This is a genomic window from Kitasatospora sp. NPDC053308, from assembly GCF_055585785.1.
In genome coordinates this window covers 12,997-29,309 of sequence record NZ_JBVJJY010000029.1, presented here as the reverse complement: position 1 = coordinate 29,309, position 16,313 = coordinate 12,997, and the positions used below count along the sequence as shown (strand labels likewise).

Annotated in this window: 17 protein-coding genes; 7 read left to right on the top strand and 10 right to left on the bottom strand. The window is 74.6% G+C overall.

The annotated features are described in order from the left end of the window. Positions 1-201: 201 nt before the first annotated feature. Positions 202-909, top strand: a complete 708-nt coding sequence (locus tag ACZ6Y7_RS35455; RefSeq protein ID WP_465762071.1) for a VC0807 family protein — start codon at positions 202-204, stop codon at positions 907-909. On the opposite strand, the gene ACZ6Y7_RS35450 is transcribed toward ACZ6Y7_RS35455, so the two are convergent. Then, entirely contained in the window at positions 891-1,682 is a 792-nt protein-coding gene (locus ACZ6Y7_RS35450; RefSeq protein WP_465762070.1) for an AraC family transcriptional regulator, read from the bottom strand. The genes ACZ6Y7_RS35455 and ACZ6Y7_RS35450 overlap by 19 nt on opposite strands. A 63-nt stretch (positions 1,683-1,745) precedes the next feature. On the opposite strand from ACZ6Y7_RS35450, the gene ACZ6Y7_RS35445 reads away from it, so the two are divergent. Beyond that, positions 1,746-2,333: a TIGR03086 family metal-binding protein gene (locus tag ACZ6Y7_RS35445; RefSeq protein WP_465762069.1), complete on the top strand. Its 588-nt coding sequence runs from the start codon at positions 1,746-1,748 to the stop codon at positions 2,331-2,333. 73 nt (positions 2,334-2,406) lie between these two features. On the opposite strand, the gene ACZ6Y7_RS35440 is transcribed toward ACZ6Y7_RS35445, so the two are convergent. Then, positions 2,407-3,294, bottom strand: coding sequence for a LysR family transcriptional regulator (locus ACZ6Y7_RS35440; protein ID WP_465762068.1), 888 nt, complete (start codon positions 3,292-3,294; stop codon positions 2,407-2,409). A 70-nt stretch (positions 3,295-3,364) separates the two neighbouring features. On the opposite strand from ACZ6Y7_RS35440, the gene ACZ6Y7_RS35435 reads away from it, so the two are divergent. Further along, a complete protein-coding gene (locus ACZ6Y7_RS35435; RefSeq protein ID WP_465762067.1) occupies positions 3,365-3,733 on the top strand; it encodes a nuclear transport factor 2 family protein in 369 nt (122 codons plus the stop codon). Between the two features lie 101 nt (positions 3,734-3,834). Here ACZ6Y7_RS35435 and ACZ6Y7_RS35430 read toward each other — a convergent pair whose 3' ends face one another. The 3 genes from ACZ6Y7_RS35430 to ACZ6Y7_RS35420 form a co-directional block, all read right to left on the bottom strand. After that, positions 3,835-4,926 (bottom strand): fatty acid desaturase family protein, encoded by a 1,092-nt coding sequence (locus ACZ6Y7_RS35430; RefSeq protein WP_465762066.1) that lies wholly within the window; start codon positions 4,924-4,926, stop codon positions 3,835-3,837. A 98-nt stretch (positions 4,927-5,024) separates the two neighbouring features. Then, positions 5,025-5,300: a hypothetical protein gene (locus ACZ6Y7_RS35425; protein WP_465762065.1), complete on the bottom strand. Its 276-nt coding sequence runs from the start codon at positions 5,298-5,300 to the stop codon at positions 5,025-5,027. Between the two features lies 1 nt (position 5,301). After that, positions 5,302-6,306: a hypothetical protein gene (locus tag ACZ6Y7_RS35420; protein ID WP_465762064.1), complete on the bottom strand. Its 1,005-nt coding sequence runs from the start codon at positions 6,304-6,306 to the stop codon at positions 5,302-5,304. Positions 6,307-6,541: 235 nt separating this feature from the next. Here ACZ6Y7_RS35420 and ACZ6Y7_RS35415 point away from each other — a divergent pair, with 235 nt between their 5' ends. Continuing rightward, positions 6,542-9,043, top strand: coding sequence for a helicase-associated domain-containing protein (locus ACZ6Y7_RS35415; RefSeq protein WP_465762063.1), 2,502 nt, complete (start codon positions 6,542-6,544; stop codon positions 9,041-9,043). A gap of 55 nt (positions 9,044-9,098) precedes the next feature. On the opposite strand, the gene ACZ6Y7_RS35410 is transcribed toward ACZ6Y7_RS35415, so the two are convergent. Next, the gene (locus ACZ6Y7_RS35410) at positions 9,099-9,350 is read right to left on the bottom strand and encodes a hypothetical protein (RefSeq protein ID WP_465762062.1); all 252 of its coding nucleotides are present in this window, start codon (positions 9,348-9,350) and stop codon (positions 9,099-9,101) included. A gap of 101 nt (positions 9,351-9,451) precedes the next feature. On the opposite strand from ACZ6Y7_RS35410, the gene ACZ6Y7_RS35405 reads away from it, so the two are divergent. Continuing rightward, the gene (locus ACZ6Y7_RS35405) at positions 9,452-9,853 is read left to right on the top strand and encodes a hypothetical protein (protein ID WP_465762061.1); all 402 of its coding nucleotides are present in this window, start codon (positions 9,452-9,454) and stop codon (positions 9,851-9,853) included. 82 nt (positions 9,854-9,935) lie between these two features. Then, the gene (locus tag ACZ6Y7_RS35400; protein ID WP_465762060.1) at positions 9,936-11,573 is read left to right on the top strand and encodes a DNA repair helicase XPB; all 1,638 of its coding nucleotides are present in this window, start codon (positions 9,936-9,938) and stop codon (positions 11,571-11,573) included. Between the two features lie 74 nt (positions 11,574-11,647). On the opposite strand, the gene ACZ6Y7_RS35395 is transcribed toward ACZ6Y7_RS35400, so the two are convergent. Continuing rightward, positions 11,648-11,809 carry a hypothetical protein gene (locus ACZ6Y7_RS35395; protein WP_465762059.1) on the bottom strand — a complete coding sequence of 54 codons (162 nt, stop codon included), beginning with the start codon at positions 11,807-11,809 and terminating at the stop codon, positions 11,648-11,650. A 334-nt stretch (positions 11,810-12,143) separates the two neighbouring features. On the opposite strand from ACZ6Y7_RS35395, the gene ACZ6Y7_RS35390 reads away from it, so the two are divergent. After that, the gene (locus ACZ6Y7_RS35390) at positions 12,144-14,198 is read left to right on the top strand and encodes a HelD family protein (RefSeq protein ID WP_465762058.1); all 2,055 of its coding nucleotides are present in this window, start codon (positions 12,144-12,146) and stop codon (positions 14,196-14,198) included. Between the two features lie 46 nt (positions 14,199-14,244). On the opposite strand, the gene ACZ6Y7_RS35385 is transcribed toward ACZ6Y7_RS35390, so the two are convergent. Genes ACZ6Y7_RS35385 through ACZ6Y7_RS35375 form a run of 3 tightly spaced genes read right to left on the bottom strand, consistent with a single transcriptional unit; the run spans position 14,245 to position 16,281 of the window. After that, a complete protein-coding gene (locus ACZ6Y7_RS35385) occupies positions 14,245-14,931 on the bottom strand; it encodes a copper homeostasis protein CutC (protein ID WP_465762057.1) in 687 nt (228 codons plus the stop codon). Positions 14,932-14,989: 58 nt separating this feature from the next. Further along, positions 14,990-15,931 carry a hypothetical protein gene (locus tag ACZ6Y7_RS35380; RefSeq protein ID WP_465762056.1) on the bottom strand — a complete coding sequence of 314 codons (942 nt, stop codon included), beginning with the start codon at positions 15,929-15,931 and terminating at the stop codon, positions 14,990-14,992. Beyond that, positions 15,928-16,281 carry a PadR family transcriptional regulator gene (locus ACZ6Y7_RS35375; protein WP_465762055.1) on the bottom strand — a complete coding sequence of 118 codons (354 nt, stop codon included), beginning with the start codon at positions 16,279-16,281 and terminating at the stop codon, positions 15,928-15,930. The genes ACZ6Y7_RS35380 and ACZ6Y7_RS35375 overlap by 4 nt, the downstream gene beginning before the upstream one ends. Between the last annotated feature and the right edge of the window lie 32 nt (positions 16,282-16,313).

Genomic DNA, 16,313 nt, shown 5'->3' with positions numbered 1-16,313 from the left:
GCGCCCGCTCCGGGGCGTGAGCGCGCGCCCCCGGGGCGTGAGCGCGCGCCCCCAGGGCGTGAGCGCGCGCCCCCAGGGCGTGAGCACCGGCCCGCTCGGGCACGATCGATCACGATTCGGTTCAGCCGTTATGCGCGTGACCTGCTGGTCCGTCAGAATGATCCGGAAAAATCACGGCTCATCACCTCGGGGGACAACACAGTGTCAACTTCCGCAGCTCCGCAGGCTCCTGCCCGCAAGGGCGGTGCCGCCGCCCTCGGCTGGCTGATCAGCATCGGCTTCAACGTCGTCGCGCCGATCCTGATCTACAACCAGCTCCGCGACCACGGCTACAGCGAGTCCACCGCCATCCTGCTCTCCGGCCTGGGGCCGGTGGTCGACACCCTGATCTACCTCGTCTGGCACCGCCGGATCGACGAGTTCGCCATCGTCTCCCTGGTCTTCGTCGGCCTGACGCTGGTCGTCTCGCTGGTCGGGCCCACCGACCCGAAGATGCTGCTGGCCAAGGACTCCTTCGTCTCCGGCCTGCTCGGCGTGCTCTACCTGGTCTCGCTCGCCGCGCCGAAGCCGATCATGTTCTACTTCGGCCGCAAGTTCGCCACCGACGGCACGCCGGAGATGGTCGCCTGGTGGAACTCCATGTGGCAGTACCCGGGCTTCCGCCGCGTGCAGCGCAACCTGACCATCGTCTGGGGCGTGGCCTTCGTCCTGGAGGCCGTGCTGCGGATCGTGCTGGTCTACACCCTCGCGCACGGGACCGTGGTGACGGTCAACAGCATCCTTCCGTACGCGGTGCTGGGCGGGCTGGTGTACTTCACCATCACCTACGCCAAGCGGGCCAGCGCCAAGGGCCGGGCCGCCGCCGAGGCGGCCGCTGCCGCCGAGGCCGCTCAGCCCGCCGCCGCGTAACGGGCCGGCGGCCCGCCGACCGCCGCGGTGAAGTCGCGGGTCAGGTGCGCCTGGTCGGCGTAGCCCAGCTCGGCGGCGAGTGCGGCCAGGTCCAACTCGCCGCCGGCGGCCGCCCGTTCGGCCGCCTCGTGGAGTCGGGCGCGGCGCAGCACCCACTTCGGCGAAGCGCCGACGTACTCGGCGAACAACCGCTGCAGTCGCCGCACACCGAGGCCGAACTCCTCCGCCAGGTCGTCCACCCGGCGGAGGTCCGGGGTGCCGGTGATCCGGTCCACCATCGCGGCGACCCGCTCGGCGACCGGGTCCGGCTCCGGCAGCCGGGACCGCAGGAAGGCGTCCGCCAGGGCGGCGGGATCGCCGTGGTCGCCGCTCAGCAGCACCGGGTTGAGCCGGTCGACGGCCGGGCCGAAGTAGTCGGCGGCGGGGACGGACCGGTCGGCCAGGGCGCTCACCGGTCGGCCCGCGAACGGACGGAAGGCGCCCGCCCGGAACCGTACGCCCAGCACGTGCCCGGCCCCCTCCAGGCGGCGGACGAACAGCGAGCGGTCCACGCCGTAGACCCGGGGCCGCGGGGCCTCGAAGACCAGGTGGACGTTGGGGTGGGCGAGCACCTTCTGCTCGTACGGGGGCAGGCCGCGCAGGTCCCAGCGCACCAGCCAGTAGTACTCGACGAACCGCGCCACCCCGGGCTCGGGCACCAGCCGCTCCACGCTGATCAGCTCGGCCGCCCGGGCCGGGTGCAGCACGCCGCGGCCGAGATCGGGAGAGTCCATGGCGGCCAGGCTACGTCGCGTTTCTTCAAGACCGCGGGGCGCCGGGCGGCGGAGGATCCCGGTATGAGCGTTCACCCGATGCACCCGTTCCTGGCCCGCGCCGCGTCCGTCGCGGCCGCCGTCGCCGCCGCCGTCCCGGCCGAGCACCCGCTGGACGCGCCGACGCCCTGCCCGGACTTCGACACCCGCGCGCTGGTCAACCATTGGGTGCTCTACAGCTCGTACGGCCTGGAGCACCGGGCGCGCCGCACCGAGCTGCCCCCGGAGCTGGTCGACCGCGACTTCACCGCCCGGCCCGACTGGTCCGCCGATTACGCGGCGCAGCTGGAACGCGCCGTCGCCGCCTGGGCCGACCCGGCGGCCTGGGAGGGCGAGGTCGACCTCGGCGGCTCCCCGGTGCCGGCGACGGCCATCGCCCGGATGCTGGTCCTGGAGCTGCTGCTGCACGGCTGGGACGTCGCCCGGGCGACCGGCGGCGCCCTCGTGGTGGACGAGGAACTCGCCTCGCTGACCGAGGAGATCGTGGCGGAGTACGCGGAGATGTACCGGCAGTACGAGGGTTTCGCCGACACCCAGGCCCTCCCGGAGGGCGCCTCGGCCTGGGAGCGGGCGCTGGCCGCCTCCGGCCGCGACCCGCGGTGGAAGGCGTAGGGAGCGCCCTGCGGACCAGCGCGGATCGCCGTGGGCCATCGCCGGGGCCGACAGGACCCACCGGGCACCCCCGCTACGGCGTGTCCGAGGAGTTCCTCATCGCCGCGACGAGCTCGGCCCGCAGCAGCCGCACCGCCGGGGAGTGCTGGTCAGGGCGGGACACCAGGCCGAGCCGGGCGCGGGTGGCCGCGTCGGCGACCGGGACGGTCCGCAGGCCGACCCCCTCGGCGGAGGATTCGCTGAGGACGGCGACCCCGGCGCCGCGCTCGGCGAGGCGCAGGACGGCGAGCGGGGAGCTGGCGTCGATGTCCACGCGCGGTTCGAGGCCGAGCCGGCGGCAGGAGTCCTCGTAGGCGGCCCGCAGGCCGGTGCCCGGGGAGAGGCACAGGATCTTCTCGCCGCGCAGGTCGGCGAGTCGCAGGGAGGCCCGGTCGAGCGGATGGCCGGCCGGGACGACGGCGACGATCCGCTCGTCCACCACGACGTCGACCTCCAGGCCCGGGTCGGCCGCACCGGCGAAGCCGATCAGCGCCAGGTCGAGGTCGCCGGAGCGGACCTGCGCCTGGAGCAGGTCGGAGTGGCCCTCGTGCAGGCTCAGCTCGATGCCGGGATGGGTGCGGCCGAGGTCGGCGACGACGTCCAGGAAGGGCGGGATCGAGCAGCCCATGATCATGCCGAGCCGGACCCGGCCGCGCACCGCGTCGGCGAACTCGGCGGCGGTGTGCCGGATGGCGTCCAGCGTGGCCAGCGCGCCCTTCGCCAGTGGGAGGACCGCCTCGCCGGCCGGCGTGAGCCGGATCCTGCGCCCTGACCGGTCGAGCAGCTGCTGGCCCAACTCGCGCTCCAGCTTGGCCACTTGAGTGCTGATTCCGGACTGGCTGACGTGCAGGCGGGCTGCGGCCGCGGTGAAGGAGCCCTCGTCGACGACGGCGGCGAAGTACCGCAGCTGATGCATCTCCATATCTGATGATGATAGCTGGCATCGAATCCATCTGTTGGACGGATGGATCGGACGGCGGGAACATGGAGGCATGACGACGACGAAGAGCGCACGCGAGCTTGCCGAGACCTACTTCACCGCCTGGGAGGCCGGAGACTTCGAGACCCTCCGGGGACTGCTGGCCGACGACGTGGACTTCGTGGGGGCGCTGGGCACCGCCTCCGGCGCGGAGGAGGCGCTGGCCGGGCTGCGCGGGCTCGGGCGGGTCCTGGAGAAGATCGACGTGAAGGTGCGGGTCGCCGAGGGCGACGAGGTGATCACCTGGTTCGAGCTGAACACCAGCGTCGCGGAGCCGACCCCGACGGTGAACTGGATGCACGTCGAGGACGGGAAGATCGCCCGGATCCGGGTCACCTTCGACCCGCGCGCCCTGCTGGCCGGCTTCGAGAAGCAGAACTGACCACGAGAGCCGAACCGACACCACGAGAGCCGAACCGGACACCACGAGAGCCGTGACCCGCGGGGGGAGTCACGGCACTCCTCACGTCCGGCACCGGCAGCTCACGCCCCCCGGCGCGCCGGCTCCCCCGAACGGATCGGCTCGCCCGAACGGATCGGCTCGCCCGCCCGGTGCAGGTGGGCCAGGATCTCGCGGTACGAACGGAGCAGCCCGACCTCGTAGTACGGGATGCCCTCCTGCGCGCAGAAGTCCCGGGTGATCCGGGCCGCCCGCCCGAGCGCCGGCGTCGGCATGCTGGGGAACAGGTGGTGCTCCACCTGGTAGTTGAGTCCGCCCATCACCGCGTCGACGACCGGCCCGCCGCGCACGTTGCGCGAGGTGAGCACCTGGCGCCGCAGGAAGTCCAGCTTCATGTCCGGCGTCACCATCAGCATGCCCTTGTGGTTGGGGGCGAAGACGCAGCCCAGGTAGACGCCGAGGAGCGCCTGGTGCACCGCGAGGAAGGCGATCGCCTTCCCGGCCGGGAGCGCCGCGAGGACGACGCCGAGGTAGGCCGCGAAGTGGACGACCAGCAGCACGCCCTCCAGCACCGGGCGCTTCATCGCGGGGCCGCGCAGCGCGCGGAAGCTGTTGAAGCTGAGGTTGAGGCCCTCCAGCAGGAGCAGCGGGAAGAACAGGTAGGCCTGCCGGCGGCCGATGAACCGGGCGAGCCCGCTCGCCTGCCGGGCCTGGCGCTTCGACCAGACGACGAGGTCGGGCGAGACGTCCGGGTCCCGCTCCTCGTGGTTCGGGTTGGCGTGGTGGCGGGTGTGCTTGTTCATCCACCAGCCGTAGCTCATGCCCATCAGCAGGTTGGCGGCGATCCGGCCGCCGATCTCGCTCGGCAGCCTCCGGCTGAACACCTGGCGGTGCGCCAGGTCGTGGGAGAGCAGGCCGATCTGGGCGAACACGACGGCCATCGCCGCCGCCAGCCCGAGCTGCCACCAGGTGTCGCCGAGCGCGAACAGGGCCCACCACCCGCCGAGGAAGGCCGCCAGCACCAGGACGGTCCGGACGGCGTAGTAGCCGGGGCGCCGATCGAGCAGGCCCTCGGCGGCCATCCGGCGGCTCAGTCGGGCGAAGTCGCTGCCGGCGCTGCCGCCGCCCGCCCGCGAGGCGGGGGAGGCGGCCGTGGTCAGGGGCTGTGTGGGCATGCCCCGAGTCTGGTTCGCCGGGGTGAGCCGGAGAACGGGGAAAGCACCCTTCCCGTACGGGTGTTAACCCCCGCACCGGCACGGGTGCCGGCCCGCCGTCACCCTGCGGCGGGCGCCGGGCGGAACAGCTCGTCCAGGCGGTACACGAGGACCGCCAGTGCCTCCTCACCAGTGCGCTGACCGCCCAGGACGCTCGACCCGAGGCCGTTGACCATCGCCAGCAGCCCGGCGGCCGTCATCCCGGCGTCCCGGTCCGGGTCGATCTCCCCGGCCTGCTGGGCCGCGCGCAGCTGCTTGGCGAGGAGGAGCGCGGGGGCAACGAGGCGGACGGCCCCACCGCCGGCGGGCACTCCCCCGCGCGGGCGGCCGCCCACCTCAGCCCTGCTGCTGCGGCGGGCGGCGGCGCAGGCCGACCAGCAGCAGGACCACCGCGGAGATCACCGCCGACAGCCGCAGCACGTTCGGGGCCGACGACCAGCCGATCTGCCCCAGCGGCGAGCCCGACTGCAGTCCGCCGCCCTGGGCACCGCCCTGCTTGGCGTGCTGCATGGCGACCAGGGTGGTCGCGCTCATCGTGATCAGCGGGATGCCGAGGATCACGAACTTGCGGGTCAGATCGGAGAGTTGGCGGGAGAGGTAGCCGAGGCCCCAGCCCGCCAGCATCACCGGGAAGAAGCCCGTGACGGCACCGCCGACCAGGAGCGCGCTGGAGAGCAGGATCAGCGGGGACACCTTGCGGGCGCCCGCGCCCTTCCCGGTCCCGCTCCCCGCGCCCTTCGCCGCCCCCTTCCCCGCGCCCTTCGCCGCGCCCTTCGCCGTGCCCTTCGCCCCGCCCGGAGCCCCGGGCGCACCGGCGGCCGGAGCCTCCGGGACCGCCTTCCCCCTGCCCTTCCGCGGCTTCTTCGACTTGCCCAGCGCCTTTGGGTCCACCCCGGGCACCGGCTCCGCGGCGGCCGCGGCCTGCGCGGCCGCCTCCGCCGCGCGCTGCCCGGGAATCGGCCCCGGTGCGGGCTCCGGCCCGTCCGAGAAGTCGAACACCGTCATGGTCCACGGGCCGGTGCTGCTCACCGTCGGCGGCGGGATCGCGGCCGCCCGCGCCTCGGCGTCGACGACGTCCGGCGGGTTCAGCGGCACGGACGGGATCCCGGCCGCACTCGGCGCCGGCGGGTCGTACACGCTGTCGGGATCGAAGGCCGACGACGGCACCACCGGCGGTACGGACGGCGCAGGCGGCACGACCGGGGCGCCCGACGACTCCGACGAGCCCCCCTGGCCCGCACCGCCCCGGCCGGCACCGCCCTGCCCGGCCGAGCCCTCCGCCCCGCCGGCCACCCGCTCGCTCCACGGCCCGCTCTTGCGCCACCACTCGCCGTCCGTCATCACCGACACCCCGCCTCGCCCGACCCGCCCGTGGAGAGCGCGGCCGCCCACCGAACCGCCCTCGGCGTGACGCTACCCACCCCGCCCCCGCGCACGAAAGTCCAGCGACCCGGCACGACCCACTACGGCCCGGCACGACCCGGCACGACCCGCCGGACAGGGCCCAAGCGCCCGCCCCGGTCCGGGCGGGGCGAGCGACACCCCGGCGTCCGCCCGCCCGACTAACCTAGGTCGAATGACCACACAGCAGGGCCCCCAACGCCGGAACAGGTCCGCCGCCGGGCCGCGCACCCTCGCCGAGGAGCTGCGCGCCCGTCCCGACGACGCGCTCGCCGCCCTGCTCCGCTCGCGCCCCGACCTGCTGAACCCCGTCCCCGGGGACCTGACCCAGCTGTCCGCCCGGTTGTCCTCGCGCGCCTCCGCGCTGCGCGCCCTGGAGCGGCTGGACCGCTTCACCCTGCAGGTCGCCGAGGCGCTGGCCACCACCCCGGACGGCACCTCCGCGGCCACCGTCCGCTCCCTGCTCACCGGCCCGGCCAAGGTCAAGCCGCACCCCGGCGCCACCCCGCTCAGCCCGGCCGACCGGTCCGCGGTCGCCTCCGCCCTGCCCCGCGCGCTCGCCACCCTGCGCGACCGGGCGCTGGTCTGGGGCCCGGACAGCGGCCTGCGCCTGGTCCTGGCCGTCCGCGAGGCGCTCGCGCCGACCGCCGCCAACCCCGGCCGCACCGGCCTCGGCCCGACCCTGGCCGAAGCCACCGTCGGGATGTCCCCGGCCCGGCTACAGCAACTGCTCGCCTCGGCCGACCAACCCGCCACCCCGGACCCGGTCACCGCCGTCGCCGCGCTCACCGCCCTGCTCAACGACCGCGCCCGCTGCAGCGCCCTGCTCGACACCGCCCCCGAGCCCGCCCTGCGGCTGCTGGACCGGCTGGTCTGGGGCCCGCCCACCGGCACCGTCCCGGACGCCGCCCGGCCGGTCACCGCCGAGGACGCGCAGAGCCCCGTCGAGTGGCTGCTCGCCCGCGGCCTGCTGCTGCCGACCAGCCCCGGCAGCGTCGTGCTGCCCCGCGAGCTCGCCCTGCACCTGCGCGGCGGCCGCACCCACCGCACCGTCGAGCCGGTCCAGCCGGTGCCCGCCCCCGCAGCCGCCCCGCGCGATCCCCAGGCCGTGGACAGCGCCGCCGCCGGCCAGGCGCTCACCGCCGTCAAGACCGTCGAGGAACTCCTGGACGGCTGGGGCCTCACCCCGCCGCTCACCCTGCGCGCCGGCGGACTCGGCGTCCGGGACCTCAAGCGCGCCGCCCAAGCCCTGGAGACCACCGAGCAGCAGGCCGCGTTCTGGCTCGAACTCGCCTACACCGCGGGCCTGCTGGCCCCCGACGGCGAGGTGGACGAGCGCTGGGCCCCCACCCCCGCCTACGACACCTGGCTCCAGCTGGACACCGCCGAGCGCTGGTCCGTCCTCGCGACCGCCTGGCTCGCCGCCACCCGCGTCCCCGCCCTCGCCGGCACCCCGGACGGCAAGGGCAAGACCCGCGCCGCGCTCGGCCCCGAACTCGACCGCACCCTCGCCCCGTCCGTCCGCCGCGCCACCCTCGCCCTGCTCGCCGAACTCCCGCCCGGCACCGCCGCCACCGCCGACGAACTGCTCCCGACCCTGCGCTGGCAGCGCCCGCTGCGCGGCGGGCCGACCGGCCCGGACGGCCGCGACCTGCGCGACGCGCTCACCGCCTGGACGCTCGACGAGGCCGAACTGCTCGGCGTCACCGGCCGCGGCGCCCTCGCCGCCCCCGCCCGCGCCCTGCTCACCGCCGAGGCCGACCCGGCCGAGGTGCTCGCCCCGCTGCTGCCGCGGCCGCTCGACCACGTGATCCTCCAGCCGGACCTCACCGCGATCGCCCCCGGCCCGCTGCTCACCCCGCTCGCCCACGCCCTCGCCCTGTGCGCCGACATCGAGTCCAAGGGCGGCGCCACCGTCTACCGCTTCACCCCGGCGTCCGTCCGCCGCGCCCTCGACGCCGGCCGCACCGCCGCCGACCTGCGCGCCTTCCTGGAGCAGCACAGCCGTACGCCCGTCCCGCAGCCGCTCACCTACCTGATCGACGACGTCGCCCGCCGGCACGGCATCCTGCGGGTCGGCGCCGCCTCCTCGTACCTGCGCTGCGACGACCCGGCGCTGCTCAACGAGGTGCTCGCCGACCGCCGCGCCGCCGAGCTGCGGCTCCGGCTGCTCGCCCCCACCGTGCTCGCCGCCCAGGCCGCCCCGGACGTCCTGCTCGCCACCCTGCGCACGATGGGCTACGCCCCGGCCGCCGAGTCCGCCGAGGGCGACGTGCTGATCACCCGCCCGGACAGCCACCGCACCCCGCCCCGGACGGCCCCCGTCCCCGTGCCCGACGGCCCGCCCACCCCCGACGACACCCTGCTCGCCGCCGCCATCAAGGCCATCCGGGCCGGCGACCGCGCCGCGACCGCCGCCCGTCGCGAGCCCACCCCCGACCGGCGCCACCTGCCCCGCACCGCCGCCGCCGAGACCCTGGCCGCCCTCCAGACGGCCGTGCTGCTCGGCGAGCGGATGTGGATCGGCTACCTCAACGCCGAGGGCATCGCCAGCCAGCGCATCATCGACCCGGTCAAGGTCGAAGGCGGCTTCGTCACCGCCTTCGACCACCACGCCGACGAACTGCGCACCTTCGCCCTCCACCGCATCACCGGCGTGGCCGAGCTGGACGAGTAGCGGAACCGCACGGCCCCGGGCGGAGCCGGGCGGACCCGGGGCGCGCGAGGGGCCGTCAGTGCCCCTTCGACTCCTTCATCTTCTCCTGGACCGCCTTGTCCGCCAGGCTGCCGATCTCCCCCTGCCCGATCGGCAGGGAGCCGCCGCCGACCTGGTCGGCGATCAGGAATCCGGGCGCCGCGAGCAGCCCGCCGGGCCCCTCCCCGATGCCCGCGAGGGCGTGGGCCGACCCGGCCGAGGAGGCGGTGGCGGCGAAGGCCGTGCCCATCAGGGCGAGGGCGGTGAGAACGCGCTTCGAGGTCTTCATGGCCAGCTCAACGACCGAGTGCGCACGGTGGTCACTCGACGCGTTGCCGGGCTCCCGCGCGCGGGAGCAGGCTGGAGTGGGGGATTGCGGAAGGAGGCATCATGCTCGGCGATCGGATCGCGGAGTTCACGACCACGGAGACCGGCCGACGGGTGCTCGCCACGGTCGGCGGTCCCGCGCTGGAGGTCTCGATGACCGGCACCGGCCAGCTCCTCGGCCACCAGGTCCGGGAGTTCGTCAGCTACGAGTCGGAGCTGCGGCCCGACGGTTCGCTGTTCGGCGAGGGCCAGGGCGTCGGCATGACCGACAAGGGCGAGACGTACAGCTGGCACGGCAGCGGCATCGGGCACTTCACCGAGGGCGGCGCGGTCAGCTGGCGCGGCAGCATCTTCTTCGAGAGCACCGCCGACGCGTTCCTGCGCCTCAACGACCTGGTCGGGCTGTTCGAGTTCGACAACGATCCGCAGGGCAACGGCAAGGCCGTCCTGTTCGAGTGGAAGTAGCCCGTCCCCGTTCCCCGCGGAATGCGCGACACTGGAGGGTCTGCGTCAAACCACCCTGTCAGCCAGTGGAGGGCTTCCCCGCGTGAACGACGGACCGCTCATCGTCCAGAGCGACAAAACTCTTCTCCTGGAGATCGACCACCCCAAGGCCGCCGACTGCCGTCGCGCCATCGCGCCGTTCGCCGAGCTGGAGCGGGCGCCCGAGCACGTGCACACGTACCGGGTGACCCCGCTCGGGCTGTGGAACGCGCGCGCGGCCGGGCACGACGCCGAGCAGGTGGTGGACGCCCTGGTCACGTACTCGCGCTACCCGGTGCCGCACGCGCTGCTGGTGGACATCGCCGACACCATGGGCCGGTACGGCCGGCTCCAGCTGGTCAAGCACCCGACGCACGGGCTGGTGCTCACCACCACCGACCGCCCGGTGCTGGAGGAGGTGCTGCGCTCCAAGAAGATCGCCCCGCTGGTCGGCTCCCGGGTCGACCCGGACACCGTGGTGGTGCACCCCTCAGAGCGCGGGCAGATCAAGCAGGTACTGCTCAAACTCGGCTGGCCCGCCGAGGACTTCGCCGGCTACGTGGACGGCGAGGCGCACCCGATCGACCTGGACGAGGACGGCTGGCAGCTGCGCCCGTACCAGGCGCAGGCCGTGGAGGGCTTCTGGCACGGCGGCTCCGGCGTCGTGGTGCTGCCCTGCGGCGCCGGCAAGACGCTGGTCGGCGCGGCCGCGATGGCGCACGCCAAGTCGACCACGCTGATCCTGGTGACCAACACCGTCTCGGCCCGCCAGTGGAAGCACGAGCTGGTCAGGCGCACCTCGCTCACCGAGGACGAGATCGGCGAGTACAGCGGGACGAAGAAGGAGATCCGCCCGGTCACCATCGCCACCTACCAGGTGATGACCACCAAGCGGAAGGGCGTCTACGCGCACCTGGAGCTGTTCGACGCCCGCAACTGGGGCCTGGTCGTCTACGACGAGGTGCACCTGCTGCCCGCCCCGGTGTTCAAGTTCACCGCCGACCTGCAGGCCCGCCGCCGGCTCGGCCTGACCGCGACGCTGGTGCGCGAGGACGGCCGCGAGGGCGACGTGTTCAGCCTGATCGGCCCCAAGCGCTTCGACGCGCCGTGGAAGGAGATCGAGGCGCAGGGCTACATCGCGCCCGCCGACTGCTGCGAGGTCCGGGTCACCCTGACCGACTCCGAGCGGCTCGCCTACGCGACCGCCGAGCCGGAGGAGCGCTACCGCTTCTGCGCGACCACGGCGACCAAGCGGCGGGTGGTGGAGGCGCTGGTCAAGAAGCACGAGAAGGACCAGACGCTGATCATCGGCCAGTACATCGACCAGCTGGACGAACTCGGCGAGGCCCTGGACGCCCCGGTGATCAAGGGCGAGACCAGCAACGCCCAGCGCGAGAAGCTCTTCGACGCCTTCCGGAACAAGGAGATCGGCGTCCTGGTGGTCTCCAAGGTCGCGAACTTCTCGATCGACCTGCCCGAGGCCACGGTGGCGATCCAGGTCTCCGGGACCTTCGGCTCCCGCCAGGAGGAGGCCCAGCGCCTCGGCCGGGTGCTGCGCCCCAAGGCGGACGGCCACGCGGCCCACTTCTACTCGGTGGTCGCCCGGGACACCGTGGACCAGGACTTCGCGGCCCACCGGCAGCGCTTCCTGGCCGAGCAGGGCTACGCGTACCGGATCATCGACGCGGACGACGTGCTGTGACCGCGGACGACGCGCTGTAACCACGGACGGGTCACCGCGGACGGGTCACCGCGGACCCGCTCGGCGGGAGACGCTCAGTAGCGGACGCCGTCGCGCCCGAGGAAGATCACGCGCGCGGCGGTGTCCAGGGCGATGCCGACATTGCGGACGGCGGTGCTCAGCGGGTTGCGGTGGCGCCCGGGGACGGCGGTGGCGCCGGCCGGGCCGGTTCGGGGGTTGCGGGTCTGGGTGCTCATGTCTTCAACGGTAGGCACCCGAACGCCCGCGGGCATCACTCCAAAGGCCGTATCCGCCGGGACGGAGCTCGTCATCCAGGTGTAGGCGGACCCCCGAGACCCCGCAGGGCGAACCCGGAGAGCCCCCCGGCCCCGCCCTGACCTGCGGGGCTGGAACCCCCGGGCGGAGGGGTCTAAGATCGTCCGCCTGCCCCCTCCCGAACCGTGGTACCTGCTGAAGTCCCGCAGGCAGCCGGGGGAGGCGCCGACCGCACGGCAACCGGTCGGCTGTACCCCACCGTGAGCTCCATCGATCCGCTGCGCCCACTCACCGGGGCAGCCGGGAAGGTTCGCTGTGCCCGCCACCCCCACCCCCGACCCCCTCCAGCGCGAACGCGACCACCTGGCCGCGTCCCGGGCCGCGCTGCGAGCGATGCGCGCGGACGTCGAGTCGCTCGACCTGCGCGACGTGACCGGCACCTGGGTGTCGGCCGTCGTCCTCCAGAACCAGATCGAGGCCCGGATCGCCGCCCTGGCCGACCTCTCCCACACCCCGCTGTTCTTCGGCCGCCTCGACTACCTGCACGCGATCAGCGAGGAGCTGAGCGAGGGCGGAGGGGGCGAGAGCTTCTACATCGGCCGCCGCCACGTCCACGACGCCGACGGCGACCCGATGGTGATCGACTGGCGCGCGCCGGTCTCCCAGCCGTTCTACCGGGCCACCCGTACCGACCCGATGGACGTCGAGCGGCGCCGCCGCTTCGGCTACACCGGCGGCGAGCTCACCGCCTACGAGGACGAGCACCTCACCGACCCCGCCGAGGAGGAGACCTCCTCCGCCCTGCTCGCCGCCGAGATCGAGAAGCCCCGCGTCGGCCCGATGCGCGACATCGTCGCCACCATCCAGCCCGAGCAGGACGAGATCGTCCGCTCCGACATCACGGGCACCATCTGCGTCCAGGGGGCGCCGGGCACCGGGAAGACGGCCGTCGGCCTGCACCGCGTCGCGTACCTGCTGTACGCGCACCGCGAGCGCCTGGCCCGCACCGGCACCCTGGTGATCGGGCCCAACAACGCCTTCCTCTCCTACATCGAGCAGGTGCTCCCGGCGCTCGGCGAGCTGGACGTCGCCCAGGCCACCGTCCAGCAACTCGTCGGGCACGTCGAGGTCCGGGGCGAGGACACCCCGGAGGCGGCCCGGCTGAAGGGCGACGCCCGGATGGCCGAGGTGCTGCGCCGCGCGGTGCGGTCGGGCATCGCCCTGCCGACCGAGCCCTGCGTGGTGGTCCGCGGTTCCCGCCGCTGGCGCGTCCCGGTGCACGAACTCGTCGAGATCATCGAGGAGTTGAAGGGTCGCGAGGTCCGCTACGGCGCCGCCCGGGACGCCCTGCCGCAGCGCATCGCGCACGCCGTGCTGCTGAAGATGGAGCAGTCCGGCGAGGCCCCGGACGACCGGGTGCAGGACGCGGTGGCCCGCAACAGCGCCGTGAAGGCGGTGGTCAAGGAGTGCTGGCCGGCCGTCGACCCGGCGAAGCTGGTGCTGCGGCTGCTCTCCGACCCGGAGTTCCTGGCCGAGTGCGCCGAGGGCGTGCTGACCCCCGAGGAGCAGCGGGCGGTGCTGTGGCCCAAGCCCGGCCGCTCGGTGAGGACCGCCCGCTGGACGTCGGCCGACGCCGTCCTGGTCGACGAGGCGACGGACCTGGTGCAGCGCACCCCCTCGCTCGGCCACGTGGTGCTCGACGAGGCGCAGGACCTCTCGCCGATGCAGTACCGCGCCGTCGGCCGCCGCTGCACGACCGGCTCGGCGACCGTCCTCGGCGACCTCGCCCAGGGCACCACCCCCTGGGCGACGGCGAGTTGGCCGGACGCGCTGCACCACCTGGGCAAGCCGGAGGCGCACATCGAGGAGCTGACCAAGGGCTTCCGGGTGCCGGAGGAGGTCATCGCGTACGCCTCCCGGCTGCTCCCGGCGATCGCCCCGGGCCTGGCCCCGGCGACCTCGGTCCGCGAGGCGCCCGGCTCCCTGACGATCCGCCACGTCCCGGACGGCGAGCAGGTGGAGGCGGTCCTGGAAGCCTGCCGGGAGGCCCTGAAGCGCGAGGGCTCCACCGGCCTGATCGCCGCCGACGCCCGGATCCCGCAGCTCGCCGAGGCGCTGGCCGCGGCCGGCCTGCCGCACCTCTCCCCCGGGACGGAGACCAGCGCCGAGGCCCGGCTCACCCTCGTCCCGGCCTCGCTGGCCAAGGGTCTGGAGTACGACTACGTGGTGCTGGACGAGCCCGCCGCGGTGGTCGCCGGCGAACCGGACGAGCGGACCGGCCTGCGGCGCCTGTACGTGGCGCTGACCCGCGCCGTCTCCGGGCTGGCCGTGGTGCACCACGAGCCGCTGCCCGAGCGGCTGCGGTCGTGACGCGGGAGGGCCGGCCCCCGCCGGGGCCGGCCCTCCCGTACCGCGCTCAGGCGTCGATCATCGCCCGCCACTCGGCGACCCTGGCCGGGTCGACCGGCGTCCGCCAGCCGTCCACCCGCACCGCGCCGCCCACGTGGAAGGCGTCGAAGCCCTCCGCCCGCAGGTCCTTCAGGTGCTCGGCCCGCAGGCCGCCGCCGATCAGGATCCGCTGGCGGTAGCCGGGTTCACCGGCGCGGGCCAGCTCGGCCGACAGCACCGCGCGCCCGGCGTCCACGCCGGCCGCCGAGCCCGAGGTGAGGAAGGTGTCCAGCCCGGGCAGCGCGCCGACGGCGGCCCGCAGGGCGGCCCGGTCGGCGCTGTGGTCGATCGCCCGGTGGAAGGTCCAGCGGCAGCCCGCCACGGCCTCGGCGACGGCCGCGGTGGCGGCCAGGTCGACGGCGCCGTCGGCGTCGAGGAAGCCGAGGACGAACTCCTCGGCGCCCTCGGCCCGCAGGGCGCCGGCCCGGGCGCACAGCTCGTCCAGGTCGCCGGGGGCGAAGCCGTCCCGGATCCGGAGCATGACCCGCAGCGGGATGCCGACGGCGGCCCGGATCCGCCCGAAGTCCTCGACGGACGGGGTGAGCCCGTCGGCGGCCATGTCGGTGACCAGTTCGAGCCGGTCGGCGCCGCCCGACTCGGCGGCCTGGGCGTCCTGGGGCGTCAGCGCGATGACTTCGAGAATTGGTCTAGACATATCAGTAGGTTGCCACATCCGACCGGGCCCGGCGAGACCGCACCCCCGGGCCGGCCGCTCAGGCCGACTGCCGCCGGACCGGGCCCTTCCGGCGGCCCACCACGGCCAGGGCGACCGACGCCACCACCGTCAGGGCCGCCATCGGCAGCAGCCGCCAGGCCCCGCCCTCCTGCTGCCAGAGCGCGTGCAGGTTGACGCTGACCGCCCAGGGCAGCGCCGCGAGCCCCGGCACGGCCACCGGGTACCAGCCGCGCACCGCCGACAGCGCCGCCAACAGCGGCACGACGACCATCAGCGCCCGCCACTGCGGGTCCAACTGGTGCCAGCTGCTGTAGACGTCGTCCCCGTACGCCACGACCGGCGTGAGCACCGCCGCGGCAGCCATCAGGCCCCGCTCGCGCCAGGTCGGCACCGGCAGGGCGTCCTTCGGCGCGGCCAGCAGCACCAGCGCCCACAGCACGAACGGGCCGTCCCACTGGAAGGCGTAGAGGAACTGCCACAGCGGCTGGGCCACCTCCGGTTGGGCCGCCGCCACCCCGAGGTCCGCCACCGCCGCCAGGGCCGCCAGCCCGGCCAGCAGCTTCGCCTCCGTCCACCGCCCGAGCAGCGCCGCCCCCGCGGAGAGCAGCGCCCCCAGCAGGAGGCCCCAGTACGGCAGGAAGTACCGCAGGCCCCACGACGGATCGGGCACGCCGTTCACGCCGCCCGCCAGGTGCTCCAGCAGGGCGTGGCCCCCCTTCAGCCCGGCGGCGGCCCCGACCACCAGCGGCGCGGCCAGGGCGGCCAGCCGGCCGCCCCGCGACGTGGAGGTCAGGCCGGTGCGCATGCGCAGCCCGTACGCCCCCAGGTCGAGCAGTTCCCTGGCCTTGGCGGCCGGACCGGCCTCCGCCGTGGTGTCGGCGAAGACGTCGGCCAGCTCGTCCCCGCGTTCGCGGCGGTACCGGCCCGGGTAGAGCGCCAGCGCCGTCCGGACGGCGACGGTCGATCCGGTCATGCTCATGCGAAGGCCCCCCTGACCCTCGGAGTGACAGCGGCGACGGAGAGCCGCCGCTCAGCCTCGGCGGCCACCGCCCGCAGCCGCTCGGCCTCGGCGGTCAGTGCGCCCCGACCGGCGGCGGTCAGCGCGTAGGTGCGCCGGGCCCGGCCGTCCACCACCTCCTCGGCGGCGACCTCGATCAGGCCCTGGCCCAGCAGCCGGTCGAGCGCGCCGTAGAGCGTGCCGGTGCGCATCTTCACCCGGCCGTCGGAGATCGCGGCGATCTCCTGGATGAGCGCGTAGCCGTGCCTCGGGGCATCGGCCAGCGCGGTGAGCAGAAGCAGCGTCGGCTCCTGCATGGAGCGTTCTGTCATGTGACTACATATATCGCCGACCGGCACATCCC

Coding starts and splice junctions, on each gene's coding strand:
- ACZ6Y7_RS35435 (WP_465762067.1), top strand. CDS start 3,365: ATGACGACGACGAAGAGCGCACGCGAGCTTGCCGAGACCTACTTCACC.
- ACZ6Y7_RS35440 (WP_465762068.1), bottom strand. CDS start 3,294: ATGGAGATGCATCAGCTGCGGTACTTCGCCGCCGTCGTCGACGAGGGC.
- ACZ6Y7_RS35395 (WP_465762059.1), bottom strand. CDS start 11,809: ATGAGCACCCAGACCCGCAACCCCCGAACCGGCCCGGCCGGCGCCACC.
- ACZ6Y7_RS35415 (WP_465762063.1), top strand. CDS start 6,542: ATGACCACACAGCAGGGCCCCCAACGCCGGAACAGGTCCGCCGCCGGG.
- ACZ6Y7_RS35450 (WP_465762070.1), bottom strand. CDS start 1,682: ATGGACTCTCCCGATCTCGGCCGCGGCGTGCTGCACCCGGCCCGGGCG.
- ACZ6Y7_RS35430 (WP_465762066.1), bottom strand. CDS start 4,926: ATGCCCACACAGCCCCTGACCACGGCCGCCTCCCCCGCCTCGCGGGCG.
- ACZ6Y7_RS35420 (WP_465762064.1), bottom strand. CDS start 6,306: ATGACGGACGGCGAGTGGTGGCGCAAGAGCGGGCCGTGGAGCGAGCGG.
- ACZ6Y7_RS35375 (WP_465762055.1), bottom strand. CDS start 16,281: ATGACAGAACGCTCCATGCAGGAGCCGACGCTGCTTCTGCTCACCGCG.
- ACZ6Y7_RS35445 (WP_465762069.1), top strand. CDS start 1,746: ATGAGCGTTCACCCGATGCACCCGTTCCTGGCCCGCGCCGCGTCCGTC.
- ACZ6Y7_RS35405 (WP_465762061.1), top strand. CDS start 9,452: ATGCTCGGCGATCGGATCGCGGAGTTCACGACCACGGAGACCGGCCGA.
- ACZ6Y7_RS35380 (WP_465762056.1), bottom strand. CDS start 15,931: ATGAGCATGACCGGATCGACCGTCGCCGTCCGGACGGCGCTGGCGCTC.
- ACZ6Y7_RS35385 (WP_465762057.1), bottom strand. CDS start 14,931: ATGTCTAGACCAATTCTCGAAGTCATCGCGCTGACGCCCCAGGACGCC.
- ACZ6Y7_RS35410 (WP_465762062.1), bottom strand. CDS start 9,350: ATGAAGACCTCGAAGCGCGTTCTCACCGCCCTCGCCCTGATGGGCACG.